At 65.8% G+C, this 15,376-nt stretch carries 16 protein-coding genes and 1 pseudogene; 2 read left to right on the forward strand and 15 right to left on the reverse strand.

Translation table 11 applies throughout. The features are described 5' to 3' along the window. Positions 1-6: 6 nt before the first annotated feature. The 9 genes from HQN59_RS22245 to tnpC form a co-directional block, all read right to left on the reverse strand. Complete coding sequence (locus HQN59_RS22245) at positions 7-1,137, reverse strand: efflux RND transporter periplasmic adaptor subunit (protein WP_176071310.1); 1,131 nt, start codon at positions 1,135-1,137, stop codon at positions 7-9. Continuing rightward, a complete protein-coding gene (locus HQN59_RS22250; protein WP_342451282.1) occupies positions 1,134-1,622 on the reverse strand; it encodes a COG1361 family protein in 489 nt (162 codons plus the stop codon). The genes HQN59_RS22245 and HQN59_RS22250 overlap by 4 nt, the downstream gene beginning before the upstream one ends. 155 nt (positions 1,623-1,777) lie before the next feature. Continuing rightward, positions 1,778-3,034 (reverse strand): TolC family protein, encoded by a 1,257-nt coding sequence (locus HQN59_RS22255; protein ID WP_342451283.1) that lies wholly within the window; start codon positions 3,032-3,034, stop codon positions 1,778-1,780. Positions 3,035-3,077: 43 nt separating this feature from the next. After that, positions 3,078-3,449, reverse strand: coding sequence for a hypothetical protein (locus HQN59_RS22260; RefSeq protein WP_176071314.1), 372 nt, complete (start codon positions 3,447-3,449; stop codon positions 3,078-3,080). A gap of 243 nt (positions 3,450-3,692) precedes the next feature. Continuing rightward, positions 3,693-4,076, reverse strand: a complete 384-nt coding sequence (locus tag HQN59_RS22265) for a YkvA family protein (protein ID WP_176071316.1) — start codon at positions 4,074-4,076, stop codon at positions 3,693-3,695. A 968-nt stretch (positions 4,077-5,044) separates the two neighbouring features. Further along, on the reverse strand, positions 5,045-5,230 hold the full coding sequence (locus tag HQN59_RS26925) for a hypothetical protein (protein ID WP_342451284.1): 186 nt from the start codon (positions 5,228-5,230) through the stop codon (positions 5,045-5,047). Beyond that, positions 5,202-5,411, reverse strand: coding sequence for a restriction endonuclease (locus tag HQN59_RS26930; protein WP_342451286.1), 210 nt, complete (start codon positions 5,409-5,411; stop codon positions 5,202-5,204). The genes HQN59_RS26925 and HQN59_RS26930 overlap by 29 nt, the downstream gene beginning before the upstream one ends. A gap of 566 nt (positions 5,412-5,977) precedes the next feature. After that, a complete protein-coding gene (locus tag HQN59_RS22275; protein WP_217704263.1) occupies positions 5,978-6,205 on the reverse strand; it encodes a hypothetical protein in 228 nt (75 codons plus the stop codon). Then, positions 6,202-7,251: an IS66 family transposase gene (gene tnpC / locus HQN59_RS22280; protein WP_176071320.1), complete on the reverse strand. Its 1,050-nt coding sequence runs from the start codon at positions 7,249-7,251 to the stop codon at positions 6,202-6,204. The genes HQN59_RS22275 and tnpC overlap by 4 nt, the downstream gene beginning before the upstream one ends. A gap of 202 nt (positions 7,252-7,453) precedes the next feature. Here tnpC and HQN59_RS22285 point away from each other — a divergent pair, with 202 nt between their 5' ends. After that, positions 7,454-7,708, forward strand: a complete 255-nt coding sequence (locus HQN59_RS22285; RefSeq protein WP_176071322.1) for a hypothetical protein — start codon at positions 7,454-7,456, stop codon at positions 7,706-7,708. A 757-nt stretch (positions 7,709-8,465) separates the two neighbouring features. On the opposite strand, the gene HQN59_RS22290 is transcribed toward HQN59_RS22285, so the two are convergent. After that, on the reverse strand, positions 8,466-9,212 hold the full coding sequence (locus HQN59_RS22290) for a hypothetical protein (RefSeq protein WP_176071324.1): 747 nt from the start codon (positions 9,210-9,212) through the stop codon (positions 8,466-8,468). Positions 9,213-9,344: 132 nt separating this feature from the next. Between HQN59_RS22290 and HQN59_RS22295 the strand changes: the two are divergent. Then, positions 9,345-10,496: pseudogene (locus HQN59_RS22295) on the forward strand (IS3 family transposase); the annotation flags it as partial. A gap of 342 nt (positions 10,497-10,838) precedes the next feature. On the opposite strand, the gene HQN59_RS22300 reads toward HQN59_RS22295, so the two are convergent. The 5 genes from HQN59_RS22300 to HQN59_RS22320 form a co-directional block, all read right to left on the reverse strand. After that, positions 10,839-11,021, reverse strand: a complete 183-nt coding sequence (locus HQN59_RS22300; protein WP_176071326.1) for a hypothetical protein — start codon at positions 11,019-11,021, stop codon at positions 10,839-10,841. Positions 11,022-11,051: 30 nt separating this feature from the next. Further along, positions 11,052-12,256, reverse strand: a protein-coding gene (locus HQN59_RS22305; RefSeq protein WP_217704264.1) for an IS3 family transposase whose coding sequence is annotated in 2 segments (ribosomal slippage) — positions 11,052-11,953 and positions 11,953-12,256 — 1,206 coding nt in all. Because the reading frame shifts where the segments join, the coding sequence is not laid out codon by codon here. Positions 12,257-12,731: 475 nt separating this feature from the next. Continuing rightward, positions 12,732-14,138, reverse strand: a complete 1,407-nt coding sequence (locus HQN59_RS22310) for a phospholipase D family protein (protein WP_246295091.1) — start codon at positions 14,136-14,138, stop codon at positions 12,732-12,734. A gap of 288 nt (positions 14,139-14,426) precedes the next feature. After that, the gene (locus HQN59_RS22315; protein WP_176071330.1) at positions 14,427-14,771 is read right to left on the reverse strand and encodes a copper-binding protein; all 345 of its coding nucleotides are present in this window, start codon (positions 14,769-14,771) and stop codon (positions 14,427-14,429) included. 33 nt (positions 14,772-14,804) lie between these two features. Continuing rightward, positions 14,805-15,347 carry a cupredoxin domain-containing protein gene (locus HQN59_RS22320; RefSeq protein ID WP_176071332.1) on the reverse strand — a complete coding sequence of 181 codons (543 nt, stop codon included), beginning with the start codon at positions 15,345-15,347 and terminating at the stop codon, positions 14,805-14,807. Between the last annotated feature and the right edge of the window lie 29 nt (positions 15,348-15,376).

A 15,376-nucleotide genomic window follows, 5' to 3' on the forward strand; every position in this document is an offset into this window, starting at 1 on the left:
TGCGCTTCAGCGGATCTGGTTGAGCAGCGAGGCGCCTTGCACCACGACGCGGTTGTCGCCGCCCAGCCCCTTGGTCACGATGACGGTCTTGGGATCGAGCGGCATTACGCTGACCTGCTGCGGCAGGTAGCGTTCGGCGCCGACCTTGATGTAGACCACTGCTTCATTGGCGCCATTGCGTACGACCGCCTCGGCGGGCAGCACGGCACCCTGCAGCTTGTCCCTGGTCTGGGCAAGCACCGTCACCGGCTGGCCCACAGCCAGGCTGATCGCTTCAGTCCCGCTCCCCTGCGCGCGGAAGGTGATCGGAATCCGGCCGTCGCGCAATGTGCGCGCGGCGCCGACCACGCGCAGCGTGACCCCCTCAACCCCGGAGAGCGTGGCCGACTCCAGCTTGGCGGCGAGCCCCGCATCCGCGGTCGAGGCTTCCACCATCAGACGCTGCGGATCGATGATGTCGAACAGGAGGTCCTTGGCGTCGACGACCTGACCATTCAACGCACTCGCCGTGGCGATGACGCCGGAGACTGGCGCCACCAGTGCTTCGCGCGAGCCAAGGCTCGCGCCGATGGCGCGTTCGCGCTGCTGAAGGCCGGCGAGCTCGGCTCGCGCGGCCTCGATGTCCTTCCTCGGAACGGTTCCCTCGAGCGACTCCAGCCGCTTGACGCGGTGTTCGGCGATGGTCCGGCTGGTCCGGAGTTCGGCGTGTTGCGAGCGCTGGTTGGCCTCTGCGTAGGGCTCGGCGTGGTGCCGGACGTACGCGAGCACCTGCCCCTTGCGCACCGTCTGGCCGGCAACCGGCAACCCGCTCGGACCCGGCTCGAGGCGTCCACCATGGAGAGGCTGGACGCGTCCACCCGCATTCGGATCGACCACGACTTGCCCGGGCATCTGCGCGCTGACCGCTGCCGTTGTCAGCGGGACCAGCTGCGTGCGAATGCCCATCCGCCGCTGCGCGAGCTTGGGGACGTTGATGCTGCTGTCGGGCAGGCGCATCAAGCCCGATGCTCCCGTGCTGACGGCGCCGTCGAGGTGCTCGCCGTTTGGCCCATGCGCGCCGGGCGAAGCATGGACCGTGGCCAGCCCTTGGACCAGGAAAAAGGCCACCGTGGCGATCTGAAGTCGGCACTTGATCATCGCGGCACCCCTGCGCTGCTGGCGGCGAGGCGGTTTCGTCGCCTCCACCAGAGCGCGCCGATCCCCAGAACGGCTAAGCCCGCAATGAGCAGTTCCAGCCGGCGCCAGTCGTCGTGAGCGTGTGCAGCCTGGGCGCCATGTCCGCTTGCTTCCCCGTGCGCATGGCCGTGGCCGGGATCGGCTGCCGCAACCGCGGTGGTTACCTGGAGCGTGCCTTCGAGCAGATCGCTGTCCCTGCCGGCGACGAAGGTGACCACGATCGGGTGGGACCCGGGCTGGCTCAGCGCCTTGAGCAATGCGGGATCGTCGACGGCGTAGTCGCCCTGGTCGGCGTGGAACTTGGCGCCCGCCTTCAGACTGCCCGACTCGATCTCGACGCGCGCGTTCAACACGGGCTCGTTCGTCTCGAAGCGGTCGATCAGGATGGACAGCTCGCCGCCACCCAGCGTGGCCACGAGCTCGAACTGCTCGGACTTGGATTCCATCCTGGGCGCTGACCCAGCCCTGCCGGTGACGCTCGGCGGGCCATCTAGGTGTTCCCCGTCGGGTCCGTGTGCCCCGGGGGAAGCGACGCCGGGTGACGTAGCAACGAAGAAAACGAGCGCCGCTGCGGTCATGCGGATCGTGAAGGTCGAAAGGCTCATGGTGTAACTCCCAGAGACTGATTGAGCCGCGCACGCGCCGCACCGACCGCAGCGCGTTGACGTGCCAGGGCCGCGTCTGCTTGCGCGGCGGTCGCCAGTGCACGCAGCAGGTCGGGCAACGCCGTCTCGCCGGCGCGAAATGACTTGTCGAGCAACTGCGCGCGCTCGCGCAGCAGCGCCGCTCGCGTCTGCTCCCCGGCTACTTGTTGCTGTGCGGTTTCGAAGCCTTCGCGCGCCGTACGCACGTCTGCAGCCTGACGCTCCGTCAGCCGCTCGGTCTGTACGCGCAGCACCTCGAGCTCCGACAAGGCAGCGGCTTCCAGAGGACCGCTCCGCGCGTCGGTGCCGAACGGGATCCTGAGCGCAACGCCGACGCTGTCTTGACGCCCTTGAGCGCCTCCCGAGCGCTCCTGTCGCCAGCTCACGGCAACCTCAGGCGGATCACGCCGCGAACGGCGCAGGCTCTCGAGCTGCGCCCGCGTACGCTCGCCTTCCAGCCTGGCGAGAACCAGCTCGGGATGCTCCGCGGGCGACGCCGAACGATCCGGCTCGCTGAGGTCGACCGGGTTCGCCAACCCCGTCAGCACCGTCAACTTGGTGGTGGCCGCCGCGACGCGTTGCTGCATCTCTGCCAACAACGCCTCGGCGCCTAGCACCTCGGCCCGCGCGACCAAGGCATCGGCGCGTGCCAGATCGCCCGCCAGCACCCTTCGGTCGACGTCGGCGCTGAGCGATTGCAGCACCCGGAGCTGCTCCTGCGCGGCGGCGAGGTCGGCTTGATGCAAAGCACGCGACCAAGCGGCTTCGCGCACCTCGCCGGCGACGCGCCAGCGCCCGACGTGCTGGGCGGCGCGTGCGACGTCGAGCTCTGCGGCAGCAGCCGCGCCCAGCGCCGAGCGCCGGCCGGGAGTCCAGAACGGCGCGACAACGCCGAGCTCGGTCTCGTTGGCGCCTGAACGTCCGTTTCGGCGCGCCAAGTCCACGCTTGGCGCCTGCGGGGTCAAGCCGGACGCTGCAGCTTGGCGGGCCAGCGCGACCTGTTCCCGCCCGCGCGCGTCGGCGGCTGCGGCCGCGCGCTCCCAGGCTGCGTCAACCGCTTGCGCCAGCGCGATGGCTGCGGGTTCCCCGGGCAGGGTCGTTTGGGCAAGGCTCGGCGCACAGGTCACCGCGCCGGCAAGAAGCCATGGCGCGGCCCATCGTTGATGTTTCAAGTTCGTTCCCGCAGGACTGGCAGCCCGGTTGGGGCGCCACACGCAGTGCCGGTGCGCCAGGGGCGCACCGGGGCCGATCAACTGATCAGCAAGACCGAGGAGGTCGGCGTGGTCCTTCGAGGAAGGGAGACGAACAGGGATGACCGCGAAAGGCCGGCTGGGCGGCGGACATCCGAACCGCGGCTCCCAACTGGATGGCAGCCGGCAGAACCGCCACAGCGCTCAAGTAGGCGTCAGACTGAACCGCATGCTGGATCGATTCGTCCGAATCGTCCTGGTGAAAGCCGTCGCTCTCCTGGTCATGCGCATCGTCATGGTGGTGTGCCGCCGCGGACCAATGCGCCATCGCATGGCGCCCTTCAGCGCCGGTTTCGTCTGCGAGCGAGGTCGCCGCCCACGTGAGAGCCTGCCAGGGCAGCAGGACCATCACCAGGAGCGAAGCGATCGAACGACGCATTCGCGCATTCTAATTGGCGGGTCCGCACGGCAAGGCACCATAGGTGCGCCGGCCGGGGAGCACTGGCCCGACGGATAGCAGCAGCCGGCGCTTCCACGCTGCCGCTCTGCAGCCACACGAGCACTACAACCCGCCGCTGCCTTGCCGCCGGAAGGCTCGACGTGCATCGAGGCGAACTCGCCACACTTGGCTAGCCGCAGCTGATCTTCGGCAGCCACGCGGGCAACGTGGCTGCAGCTGGGGCTAAACGAGCCAGACCCACAGGGCAACGCCGAACACCACCCAAAGCACGACGATCAGGGCTGCGCCGACTCGGCTTGCCGGCCTTGATCCTTGCGTCGTCATCCATTCATCTGCTCGGTTTCGGCAGTCGGCCAGGACCTGCGCGGGTAACAGCCTGATGGTCAACCAGATCAAACCGGGGAGCAGCAATACCTCGTCCACGTATCCCAGCACCGGGATGAAGTCGGGGATGAGGTCAATGGGACTGAGCGCATACGCCACGACGAAGAAGCCTAAGGCCTTCGCATACCACGGCGTCGCGCGGTGCTTGCGCGCAAACCACAGGGTCACTGCATCGCGTTTGATCCGCTTGGCCCAGCCTTTCAGCTTGTCCCCTAAGGTCATGCCCGAGCATGCCACGGCCGCCAAGGCATGGTTTACGTCGCGAACTCGCCCTGCGATGGCGCCTCCAGTGCAGCGTGCAGCGATGCTACAAACCGCACGAACAGGACAGGAGGGATCCACATGCTCGGAGCTTGGAGCATCTTCGGGGACCGCAACCCGCCCCGAGACGGCGAATCGATCGTGTACGTGGCGGCATCAGTGCCTGCGAGGTCGCCCCAGCATCCACTCGGTCGGGTAGTCGCGGTCGTCTATAGCGCAGGCTCGCTCTTGGACCAAGACGGCAACGTGTTCCCTGCGCCGCCGGGCCAGCCGTGGACGTCATTGCCGCCCACCGCGTGGCAGGAACGCAGGTCCGAAAGTCGATGAGCCACCCTCGCCCTCGCCCGCGCCCGCGCCGCGACGGAACTATTCGGAGCCAAGCCTCGGCGGTGCCGGGGATTCGCTGGGACGTCGACACACGAGCTGCTCCCGTCGCGTTGCGTGTTTCACTAGCGGCACACCCGCAGACGCGGTGCCCTCGCAGCGCTTTAGCTGATCCACATGGATGATAACTGTCATTATCAACAGCGCTATTCGTGGAGCTCCGAGGAGAGCCCGAGCCGGCTGACACCCGATAGACGAACCGGTCGTTGGCTGAGCAATGGTCCGTCGGGCAGCTTTCGAGCGGAGCGGTCACTCGCCTTCCGACGGCGAGTGGCTCAGTTTTAACTGGAGCCGTCCGCCCCAGTATGACGCCGGACCTTCCGCGCCGCGGCAGCCCGGTCGGCACGTCGGTGCTGCCGCCCACTCAGTACCTGTGATGCCGAGACGAGCCTCGCCTCCCCTCATCAGCCGGTAGGCAGGGTCCCTTTGCAGGCGGGATAGCCGGTGCAGCTCCAAGACTGGCTTCCCGCGTTGGGGCCGCGCTTGGCTGTCTTCAGCGTCATCGACCTCGAGCACTTGGGGCTAAGCGGCACCTGTGCCACTGACTACTGGGGCGGCACCCGCGCAGCGAGGGGCTTTCTCTGCTCGGGAGGGTTGGCGGCGCCAGCACGGCCTAGCGATGCCTTGGCGCGGCGGATTAGCTCAATGAGCGTGTTCCCGTCCCTGAACTCTAGGCTTCGGCCGTGCGCAAAGGCCTTCGCCTCATCCGTGAAGGTTCCGCAGGTCACCACGAAGCCCCCCCACGGCTCCTTGGGCCGCCATCACGCCGTAGAACTCGCTGACGACCTGGACTCCGACCTTGAAGGCTCTCCACTGTTTGCACTGGACCAGAAATGGCTGGGTGGAGTGGTGCAGCCCCTGGCGCTCTGGGGCGCTGCTCGTCCCGGGGCGGTATTCGCGGGCACCGTCGATGTTCGACTCGTCCGGTCGTCAGATGCCTACGAGCAGGCTTCAGGGAGCAATCCCGAGACCGTGCAGAAGTCACGCTCGCTCGCGAAGCCCGACCACCGGTCAGAGCCCCTAACGCACAAACCCGACACTCTGTCGGCGCGGGAATCGCCACGTCCCCGCCTCGTGCTGATGGGGATTGGCGATCGACCGAGTCGGCTCGACGCTCCGGCGCGCTGTGCGGGCGGCGGCGCTGCAATGCCTGCAGCGTGGGCCCCGGCAATCTCCAGGAGCCCCATGACGTTTCTAGATGTGGTGATGCTGACGAGCCGACGGGGAGCCGAGGTGCCGCCTGCCGGCTTCCCAACCAGGCTTGGTCTTGAAGACGAGTGGCTCGTTCCCCTTCTGCCGCAAGGGGACGCCGTGTCCACCTGGGACACCATCTGGTCCGCGCGCAGGCGAGCACCGCCGAGGCAACTCCAGGCGGCCGTGATTGGGGCCTGGGCGGAGCCGCATCGCCACTCGCGAGGTTTGCGCCGCTTTCGCGAGTGCTTGGTGAGCGTCCTGCCGTCCCATCTTGACGGCGGCGATCAGCGTGACGGTGGGTTGATCTCGTCGGTGGTCTCACCGTCTTCGTAGTACCTGGCGATGGCCTTATCCAAGCGCTTGATCAGCGCGTTGATGGATTCGCCATCGCGTCGCACCAGCATGGCAAGTGCGTTGTGGCCGTCTGATGCAGTGGCGGCGCATTCGATGGGGTAGATCGCGCCAAGCGTGATGTCTCCGCCGTCGTCGATCAGGGTCTCGATGTTCTTCACGGGCAACTTGTCTCGAGCACCGCTTGGGGCTTCCATCGGTGCGGCAGCAACTCGTCGATGCGGGTGTTGAGCTGCGTTGGCAGCCGTTGCAATACGTCGCGCAGGTAGGCCCAAGGATCGTGCCCGTTTAGCTTGGCCGACTGCACCAGGCTCATCACCACGGCCGCGCGCTGGCCGGCGAGCTCGCTGCCGCAGAACAGCCATGCCTTCCTTCCCATTGCCCAGGGCTTGATCTGCTGCTCGAGGTGGTTGTTATCGATGGCCACCGCGCCGTCATCCAAGTGCCGCGTGAGCGCCCGCCAGTGGTTGAGCGTGTAGTCGATGGCCCCCGCGATGGGGCCGCCGTCGGGCACGAGTCGGCGCTCCAACTCGAGCCACGTCTGCAGTTTGTCCCACAGCGGCTTGCTCAGTTCCTGGCGATGCGCCCGGCGTGTCTTGTCATCCAAGTCCGTGAGCGCGCGCTCGACCTCGTAGATGCGTGCGAAGCGTCGGATCGCTTCCTCGGCAAGCGGGCTTGCCCCGGCGCTGGCGAGTTCGTCGAACTTGCGTCGGGCGTGCGCGGCGCAGGCTGCGGCCGCGCGGTCGGGGTAGACACGCCCATCCAGCACCGTGTCGTAGGCCGCGTAGCGGTCGGTCAGCAGCGTGCCGGTCCAAGGGCGAAGGCCCGTGCGATCGTCGCCGGCGAGGAAGGCCACCGGGTACTGCGCCCCGCGGCCCAGGCAGAACTCGTAGACGACGCCAGGGGTGGCGTCGTGGCGGCTTCGCGCATAGCCCCAGATGTAGGCTCGCCGAGTCTTACCGGCGCCCGGGTCGAGCATCGCAACCGGCGTCTCATCGGCGTGCAGCACGCGGCAGCCGAGCACGAAGCGCTTGTGCGCGTCGTACAGCGGCTCGAGCGCCGCGCCGGTCGCACCCGCCCAGGCTGCAAGCGTCGAGCGCGGCGTGTGCACCCCCGAGCGGGCGTTGATCGCTTCCTGCCGGTAGTACGGCAGGTGATCGACGAAGCGGCTTATCACCGTATGCGCGAGCAGCCCACCGGCGGCCATGGCGGCCTATACCTCGCATAGCAGATCGTTCGTGCAGATTTGCAGTTGTTTCGGCCTTCGACAGCTGTCTCCGGAGGGGCCATTGGTACCGGTGCGCACCACATTCGTGAGAAGTACCCTAGCGGCGTAGGCAGGAGCTGGCGCTACGGGCGGAAGCCGCGTCATAGTCGCTCTTCAAGTCACGAGAGCACGAGCAGAGCACATGGGTCGCGACATACGCATCGATGGTGACTACCAAATACATGCACTCGCGATTCCGGCATCCGATCGCGCCGGATTTGTTGCCGCCGTAAAGATCAAGCGGATCCGTGGTATCCCGAACGCGCCCCAGGACGCCTTTGAAAAAGAAAGGCTCGCTGGCGGGTTCGTCTGGCCCACTGCCGAAGCGGCTCGCCTATACGCGATCGCGAAGGCCGAGGACGTCATCCGGCAGGAGCCCTTTCGGTTGCGCTGCTGACCGTCACCTGGTGCCGCGCACCATCCTTGCCGCTTCGCCCTCGTGTGCCCACCTGGCGTCTTCCATGCCATAGACCGGCAGGTCTTGTGCCCGCAGCACCATGCAAACGTCCCACCGCCGGTACCTTGACGGCCGCATGAGCGTTCTCCCTAGAAGTGCTGATCGCCCTGGCAGGTTGGAACGGTAGGACGTCGGGCCAAGTTGAGCAGCGACGAACTCTAGTCGCCTAGCGTGCGAGGGCAGCTGCCGAAGCTCCACGAGCTTACGAACGGGGAAGAGCGGCACTCAGTCACCGTTGCAGATGGCTTGGCGGCCGGGGCGTCCCTTCCGTCGTGCTCCGCTCAGCGGGCTCGAATAATTACAGCGGCTGCCCTCGGGCGCCGTCAACAGCCCGGGCAAAGGCTTGCACCATCTGAGTGTCTTCACCGGCGTGCTCTTCCAAGCCTGTCCTGATCGCAGGTAAGTAAGGGCTGGCGTGCTCGCCCCTTCGCGAAGCTGCGCCTGCCAGCAGCTTCCTAACCATTGGAACAGCGGCGACAGCGGCGCCGACCCAGAACAGAGACTTGAAAAGCTTCATTCAGTGCACCTCGGCAGCATTGCGCTCCGCCACGCAGAAACGTGGCGCCGTTATCGCGCAGGCCATGGCCTGCATCAGATCACAGCAACCGGTGTACCCGAGATTCTGCGGCAGACATCGCCATAGGTGCCTGCCAGCCGACGGGGGCACGACCCGGCGAGCCAGTGCGCTGCGCCGCCGTTATCCCCACGCCCCGCCGTGCTGGCCACTAGCAACATCATGTTGGCGCGCCGATACCTGCAGTTGCTGTCGGATCGCGGCCATCCTGCGTTCGATTTTCAGCCAGTCCCTGGCGTAGCCACTCTTCTTCAAGCTGAATGCCTTGAGCTGCTTTAGCTTTGCGAGACTTAGCTTCAGGTCTTCTATGGACATCATTAGGCGGTTGCATTGGTCACGTTCCGCCGAATCGAGCTTGCCGCCTGATTGGTCCAGGAGCTCGGCTGGATCCAGCCCCTGTGCAGTGCCCTGCTCGTCCGCGCTCTCGAAGACGATGCGCAAGACCTTGGAGGGCTTCTTGTGCGCCAGGCGCTCTTGTCGAGCTGACGGCAGGGGCGTGGGTTTGAGGGCCTCGAGAGCCCCCGAACGGCCGGCCTGCGCCAGCGAGGGGCTCACCTGGCGCTCAGGTAGACCGAAGACCACCGGCGCGACCGCGCGGAAGCCGCGAGGACCCCGCGCCCCGTCCGGCGGGCGCCCGTCGCAGCTCTGGCTCCGATCAGGAGCACTGGGAACGGCGAATCGCTTCCGCCGAACGACGATCAGCGGTTGCTGTGCCGCAGACGGCTGAACCGGCGAGCCGGAGAAAGCTGCTTCGGCGGCAAGTCTTGCCGTGCTCTTTGATGATGGCGGATCCTCGAGGGTCAGGCTCTGCAGGACGATGTTGCCCGGATCCCGTAGGAAGGTTTCAGTCGGGTTGTCGCGAAATTGCATGTAGTGGTGGGTTGTCGATCAGGAGACCGCTCACCCTCCCCTGAATGTTGAAGCCACCGTCGCATTGCGCAGAAATGGTGAAGTTGACCCAGTTTCGCGGAGCCCCGATCCTTATGAGAGGAGGACGCCGCGATGTCAAAGACCCGACCGCCGTACCCGGCGGAGTTTCGCCAGCAGATCGTCGAACTGGCACGTGCCGGTCGTACGCCGACCGAGCTCGCGCGTGAGTTCGGCTGCTCTGCGCAGACCGTCACCAACTGGATCGCACAGGCTGCGCTCGACGATGGCAAGCCGCTGCCCGGCAAGGAGGGGTTGAGCAGCGCCGAGCGTGCTGAGCTTGCGCGGCTGCGCCGTGATAACCGGCGGCTGCAGATGGAGCGCGACATCTTGGCAAAGGCTACGGCCTGGTTCGCCGCCAGAGGCGAGAAGACGCCCACGTCGTCTTCGAGCTGATCATGGCGAATCAGGCCTGCTTTCCCGTCGATGCGATGTGCCGCGCTCTGCAGGTGTCCCCCAGCGGGTTCTACAGCTGGCGTGATCGAGAGCCGTGCAAGCGCGCGATCGACGATGCGGTGATGACCGAGCGCATTCGCGCGGTGCATGCCGGGTCCGATGCGACCTATGGCATGCCGCGGGTGCGCGCCGAGCTGATGGACCAAGGCGTGGTGATCAGCCGAAAGCGCGTTGCGCCTGATGCGCCGCGCTCAGATCCGTGGCGTGAGCCGCCGCCGCGGCTTCATCGTGACCACGCGGCGCGACGCGCGCAGTGCGCCTGCGCCCGACCTGGTGCAGCGGCGCTTCAGCGCCGGCGGACCGGATCAGCTCTGGGTGGCCGACATGACCTACGTCCCGACGTGGGCGGGCTTCGTCTTCCTGGCCGTGGTGCTCGACGTGTGGAGCCGCCGTGTGGTGGGCTGGGCTATCGGCGAGCGCATGACGGGCGAGTTGGTCCTGGCGGCGCTCAACATGGCGCTGCAGCAACGCAAGCCTGAAGCCGTCGTGCACCACAGTGACCAGGGTAGCCAGTACACCGCGATCGAGTTCGGAAAGCGCTGCAGGGAGATGGGCGTGCGACCGTCGATGGGCAGCGTGGGCGATGCCTACGACAACGCCATGGCCGAGAGCTTCTTCGCCAGCCTCGAGTGCGAGCTGATCGATCGTCGCAACTTCAAAAGCAAAACCGAGGCGAGGCTGGCGCTGTTCACGTACATCGAGGGCTGGTACAACCCGCGCCGCCGCCACAGCGCGCTCGGCTACCGCTCACCGGCCGACTTCGAAAGCAGACACGGCAGACTCGAAACCGCACGCGTGCAACACGGGTTACCCACCGCCGGCGTCAGCGTGGCGTGCGCCACGCCGCCGGTGGATAACCCTGCACCGACAACCATCGAACCGGCTTGAGATCCAAGCTCAAGACTCTCCGCGGGACGGGGTCAACTCCACTTCCGGCCCAAGACATTCAGCCAACAGAGCGCGGGCGCCCGCAGGGTCTACCCCGGCTACTACTGGCTCGCTTACTCCTGGACCAACCTGCTCTACAGCTGCGAGATCTGCAACCGACGCGTCAAACGCAATCTCTTCCCATTGAAGAACCCCGCCAGTCGGGCGCGCCAGCGCACCGACGACCTAGGCGCAGAACAGCCAATGCTCATCGACCCCGCCGGACCTGAAGATCCGCGCGATCACATCGGCTTCCGGTACGCCAAGCCGTTCGCTAAGACGCGCCAAGGGCAAGCGACGATTGAGGCCTTCGCGCTCGCCCGCACGGAACTGGACGATCCGAGGTTGAGGCATCTGAAGCTCGTGCATGACCTTGCCTGGGTTTCACGTACACCCGCCTCAAGCCGCCATGAGCTTGCGCTCGAACTCGGTCGGCGTCCTGTAACCGATGCTGCTGTGCAGCCTCCGTTGGTTGTAGAAGCCCTCGATCCAGTCGACGATGTCCAGGCGGGCCTGCGCCCGTGTGGCGTAGCGCACGCGATCAACGCGCTCGACCTTCAAGGTCTTGAAGAAGCTCTCCATTGGAGCGTTGTCCCAGCAGTTGGCTCTTCTACTCATCGATTGCCGCATTCGGAAGTCCGAGAGCGCGCGGCGGTACTCCCGACTCGCGTACTGCGACCCGCGATCCGAATGCGCGATGAGCCCTGGCGGTGGTTTGCGGCGCCAGTAGGCCATGCGCAGCGCGTCGCAGGCGAGCTGCGCCTTCAGCCGCTCGGACATCGACCAGCCGACGATCCGGCGCGTGGCCAGGTCGAGCACACACGCGAGGTACAGCCAGCCTTCGGCAGTAGGAACGTAGGTGATGTCGGCAACCCACGCCTCGTCCGGTCTCCAGCCGTCGAAGCGCCGCTCGAGTGTGTTGGGCGCCACCGGATGCGCGTGATCCGAATCGGTCGTCACCCGATAGGCACGCCGGTACACGCAGCGCAGCCCCTGGCGCTGCAGGCTGCGCCGGATCCGCTCGTGTCCCGCACGAACACCGCATGCTTGCAGCGCACGCTGAATCCGCGGCCGACCGTATGTGCGGCTGCTTTCGGCATGCACCGCCGCCACCTGCGCGTCGAGATCCGCGTTGGCGAGCGATCGAGCGCTGGGCGGGCGTACCCTCCACTGCAGATAGCCGCTGCGAGACACGCCGAGCAGGCGGCAGAGCCGCGCCACCGGGTACGAGTCGCCGTGCTCTTGGATCCAGGCGTACTTCACCGCGACTCCCTCGCGAAGTACGCCGCTGCTTTTCGAAGTATCTCGTTGTCGAGCTTCTGGCTCGCGAGCTCCCGGCGCAGACGTGCGATCTCGGCCTCCAACTCGCTCACGGGCCGCTTGATCGGCCCAGACGCCCGCGGGGACTGGCCGACCGTCGCCTCCACTTCGCCCGGCTCTACGACCTTCCGCCGTCGCCTCGCCCAGTTTCCTAGCGTCGCCTTCGGAACGCCCAGCCGAGCGGCGGCGGCGTTGATGCCGACCGAGTCAGCTAGGCGTACCGCCTCGACCTGGAACTCCTGCGGGTACTGCCGCCGCCCTCGACTGTCTGTCACGTCCGCCATCTTCGTCCTCCGTCAGCCAAAGTTATCGCACTGGGGCTGTACGTGGAATACGGGCAAGGTCAGCACGCGCTAAAAACAATCGCGAGCCAGGATCCGACGGACTCCCGGCTTAGCCCAACCTTTGTCGAAGAGATCCACAACGCTCGCGCTGCGCTGCCCGAGCTGGTCAAGCCGGAAGCGGTTTTTAGGGCTATGACCGCCGACTTCCTGAACACGGCGTCTTGAAAGCCGGCGCTTCAGCACGTGTTGACTGATTAGGGCTTTCCCGAGTGGGGCGCAAGGCAGCTACGTGGCGTCTCTCTGCTTTCATTCGAAGACGCGTAGCGCGTTGGGGCTGGATATGCGGGCCGGCACCTCATCGAACCTCCCGGGCGACGGGCCGGTCAAGCAGATGCCAGCTGCAAGTCGCACACCGACACCGACACCGAGGAACTGTCGCCGACCGGTTCGAGGTGGCTGGGGTTTACCCAATGCACTAGAGCATCCCTTCTGGCGCCAGTGGCGCCAGAAGCTCGAGCAGAAACCTCATCCAAAGCTTGGCCTCCGGCTCCTTCGTGTGTACTTCGTCGTCAGCGCCGCCAGGGGTAACCCACTCCAAAGCCCCGCCTGCAGTCAGCTGCAGCCGGTGGGAGGCTTGGCGCTGGGCCAGACGGGCCAGCCTAGAGACCTGGAGGGTGAGACGGGGGCTGTGAATGAAGAGGCCAATTTCTGTGTTGTAGTGGTCGGAGCGCGGATCGAAGTTCATCGACCCCACGAAGACTTCCAGGCCATCGAACACGACCGCCTTGCTGTGTAGGCCACCCACTGATTTGCCAAACAGCAGCCCGCGTCCCTCCCGGCCCGCTTTGATCGGGCTCAGCTCGTAAAGCTCTACCCCAAGTTCGAGCAGGGAGCGCCGGTAACGTCGATAGCCGCTGTGCACGAGAGGCTGGTCGGTAGACGCGAGGGAATTGGTAAGAACGCTAACCCGGACGTCGCGCGATCGCAGGTCGGTGATGAGATCCATGCCCGAACGTCCTGGTACGAAGTAGGGAGACACAAGCATGACCTCCGACTTCGCTTCGCGCATGTGTTCCACCACGGCTACGCGCACGCGGTTCGAGGCAATGGACGCCTCTTCCAGGCCCGGAGGCGGTGCTTCGCCCTTCAGGGGCATGTCGGCCGATGCCTCGGCGTGGTCCCAGATTAGATCCAGCCTGCCGGCATCGAGCTCCTCTTCGATCGGTCTGTAGCCCAGCACGTCGCGAGCGTCCGGTTCGTGCGTCACGGGCGGTGCGCTTGGACGCGAGACCTCCTCGAAGCCCGCTTGCAGCTCGGGCAGCGTCAACCGCGGGGGCACAACCGATCCCAGTGGGTATGCAAGTGCGCTGTTCCAGTAGAGATCGAAGAGCCTGCCCAGCTCTGGGACCACGGCGCCGCTGACGAACAGGTCAAGGTCGATGAAGTTCGCAAGTGGATGCCGCGAAAAGTACTCGTCCGCGACATTGCGGCCGCCGGTTACGGCCATCGCACCATCCGCAATAAACAGCTTGTTGTGCATGCGATGGTTGAGGCGCTCAACGTGAGGAAGCGAGAGCGCGAAGCGCGACAGCAGACAACCACGGGTAGGGAACGGATTGAACAGGCGCACCTCGACGTTTTCATGCGCGGCAAGGCCGCTTAGCAGCTCGTCCTGCCCGGAGGTGTACAGGTCGTCCAGCAGCAGGCGCACGCGCACGCCACGGAGCGCCGCATCCCTCAGCGCGCGCAACATCGCTTTTCCTGTCGGATCGTGACGGATCAGGAAATACTGAACGTCGAGCGATTGCTCCGCGCGGCGAGCCAACTCCATTCTTGCGCTTAGAGCGAATGCGCCCGAAGGCATGAGTCGGAAGCCGCTCAAGCTCGGCTCCGGCGCGGAAGCCAGGGCGATGCGACCGAGCGCCGTAACGGAGGAACCTTCGATGGCTACGGAAACCGGCCTCTCGCCTTGAGCGGGCAAGCTTGCGCACGCCGTCGCCAAAACGGCGGCGCAAAACACGAGCAGGAAGCGGCACGTGCGGCTCCAATCGAATGCAGGCGCCTCCTGCCAACGCGACCCGGAAGTCAAACGCTACCCGAGGCGTGACAACCCAACAATCGCCTGCATTGCGGAGCAGCACCGACAACGGCTTGCACCGCCCCTACTTCCTCACTTCGCGGTCTCGATGCTGGTGAGAGTGATCGCACCTTCGATCTTCTCCGCGCTGAAGCGGACCTTGTCACCCACCTTGACCGCTTCAAGCATCGATGGATCCTTGACTTGAAAGACCATCGTCATGGCCGGCATCTCGAGGTTCTTGATCTCGGAATGGCGGATCGTGATTTTCTTGGCCTCCATATCGATCCGGCGGACCTCACCGTCCGTCGTGGCAGCCGAGGCCGACGCCGACGCGCCGGCCGACGCAGAACCTGTTGCATCGTTTGCTGCAAAAGCCGGGCCGGCTACAAAGAGCCAACTGGCGAGGGCGATCGTACTAACCTTGCTCATGTTCATGGATGTGCTCCGAGTTGATTGATGTCCCGACACTCAATGCTTGTGCCCGTGGCCGTCGCTCTTGGCGTTCCCCTGAGCCCCAGCGACAGTCACGGCTCCTTTCATGCCCGCGTCGTAGTGGCCGGGCTGGAGGCAGCCGAAGTGCACTTTGCCGGCCTTGGTGAACTGCCAGACCACCTCGCCTGACTTCCCGCCCGCCAACGTGATCATGTTCGGCTCTTCGTGCTCCATTTCGGGGTTCTTCAGCATCACTTGGTAGTGCTCCCTTAGCTCCGCTTCGGTGCCGAGGACGAATTCGTGCTTGGCCTTGCCGGAGTTCTTGACCTGGAAGCGGATGGTCTCGCCCTGTTTCACGTCGATGCTCGCGGGGATGAACCGCATCGCGTCCGTCATGTCGACCTTTACGGTGCGCGTTACCTTCCCCGCCACGCCGGGCGCACCGATGGCACTTTCGCCGGAGCCGCCATGTCCGTGCCCACCCGCGTCCCCGTGGCCGCCGGCATGGTTGCCCGAGGCAAGGCTGAGCGTGGATGCCATCGCGAGGACGGCGGCGATTGCAAGATAGTTGGTCTTCATAGGTTTCCTTCGTTGATGAATCAGAAAAT

The organism is Rhizobacter koreensis (genome assembly GCF_013366375.1).
Taxonomy (GTDB): Bacteria; Pseudomonadota; Gammaproteobacteria; order Burkholderiales; family Burkholderiaceae_C; genus Schlegelella_A; species Schlegelella_A koreensis.

Coding starts and splice junctions, on each gene's coding strand:
- HQN59_RS22245 (WP_176071310.1), bottom strand. CDS start 1,137: ATGATCAAGTGCCGACTTCAGATCGCCACGGTGGCCTTTTTCCTGGTC.
- HQN59_RS22250 (WP_342451282.1), bottom strand. CDS start 1,622: ATGGAATCCAAGTCCGAGCAGTTCGAGCTCGTGGCCACGCTGGGTGGC.
- HQN59_RS22260 (WP_176071314.1), bottom strand. CDS start 3,449: ATGCGTCGTTCGATCGCTTCGCTCCTGGTGATGGTCCTGCTGCCCTGG.
- HQN59_RS22265 (WP_176071316.1), bottom strand. CDS start 4,076: ATGACCTTAGGGGACAAGCTGAAAGGCTGGGCCAAGCGGATCAAACGC.
- tnpC (WP_176071320.1), bottom strand. CDS start 7,251: ATGGCCGCCGGTGGGCTGCTCGCGCATACGGTGATAAGCCGCTTCGTC.
- HQN59_RS22285 (WP_176071322.1), top strand. CDS start 7,454: ATGGGTCGCGACATACGCATCGATGGTGACTACCAAATACATGCACTC.
- HQN59_RS22290 (WP_176071324.1), bottom strand. CDS start 9,212: ATGCAATTTCGCGACAACCCGACTGAAACCTTCCTACGGGATCCGGGC.
- HQN59_RS22300 (WP_176071326.1), bottom strand. CDS start 11,021: ATGCACGAGCTTCAGATGCCTCAACCTCGGATCGTCCAGTTCCGTGCG.
- HQN59_RS22315 (WP_176071330.1), bottom strand. CDS start 14,771: ATGAACATGAGCAAGGTTAGTACGATCGCCCTCGCCAGTTGGCTCTTT.
- HQN59_RS22320 (WP_176071332.1), bottom strand. CDS start 15,347: ATGAAGACCAACTATCTTGCAATCGCCGCCGTCCTCGCGATGGCATCC.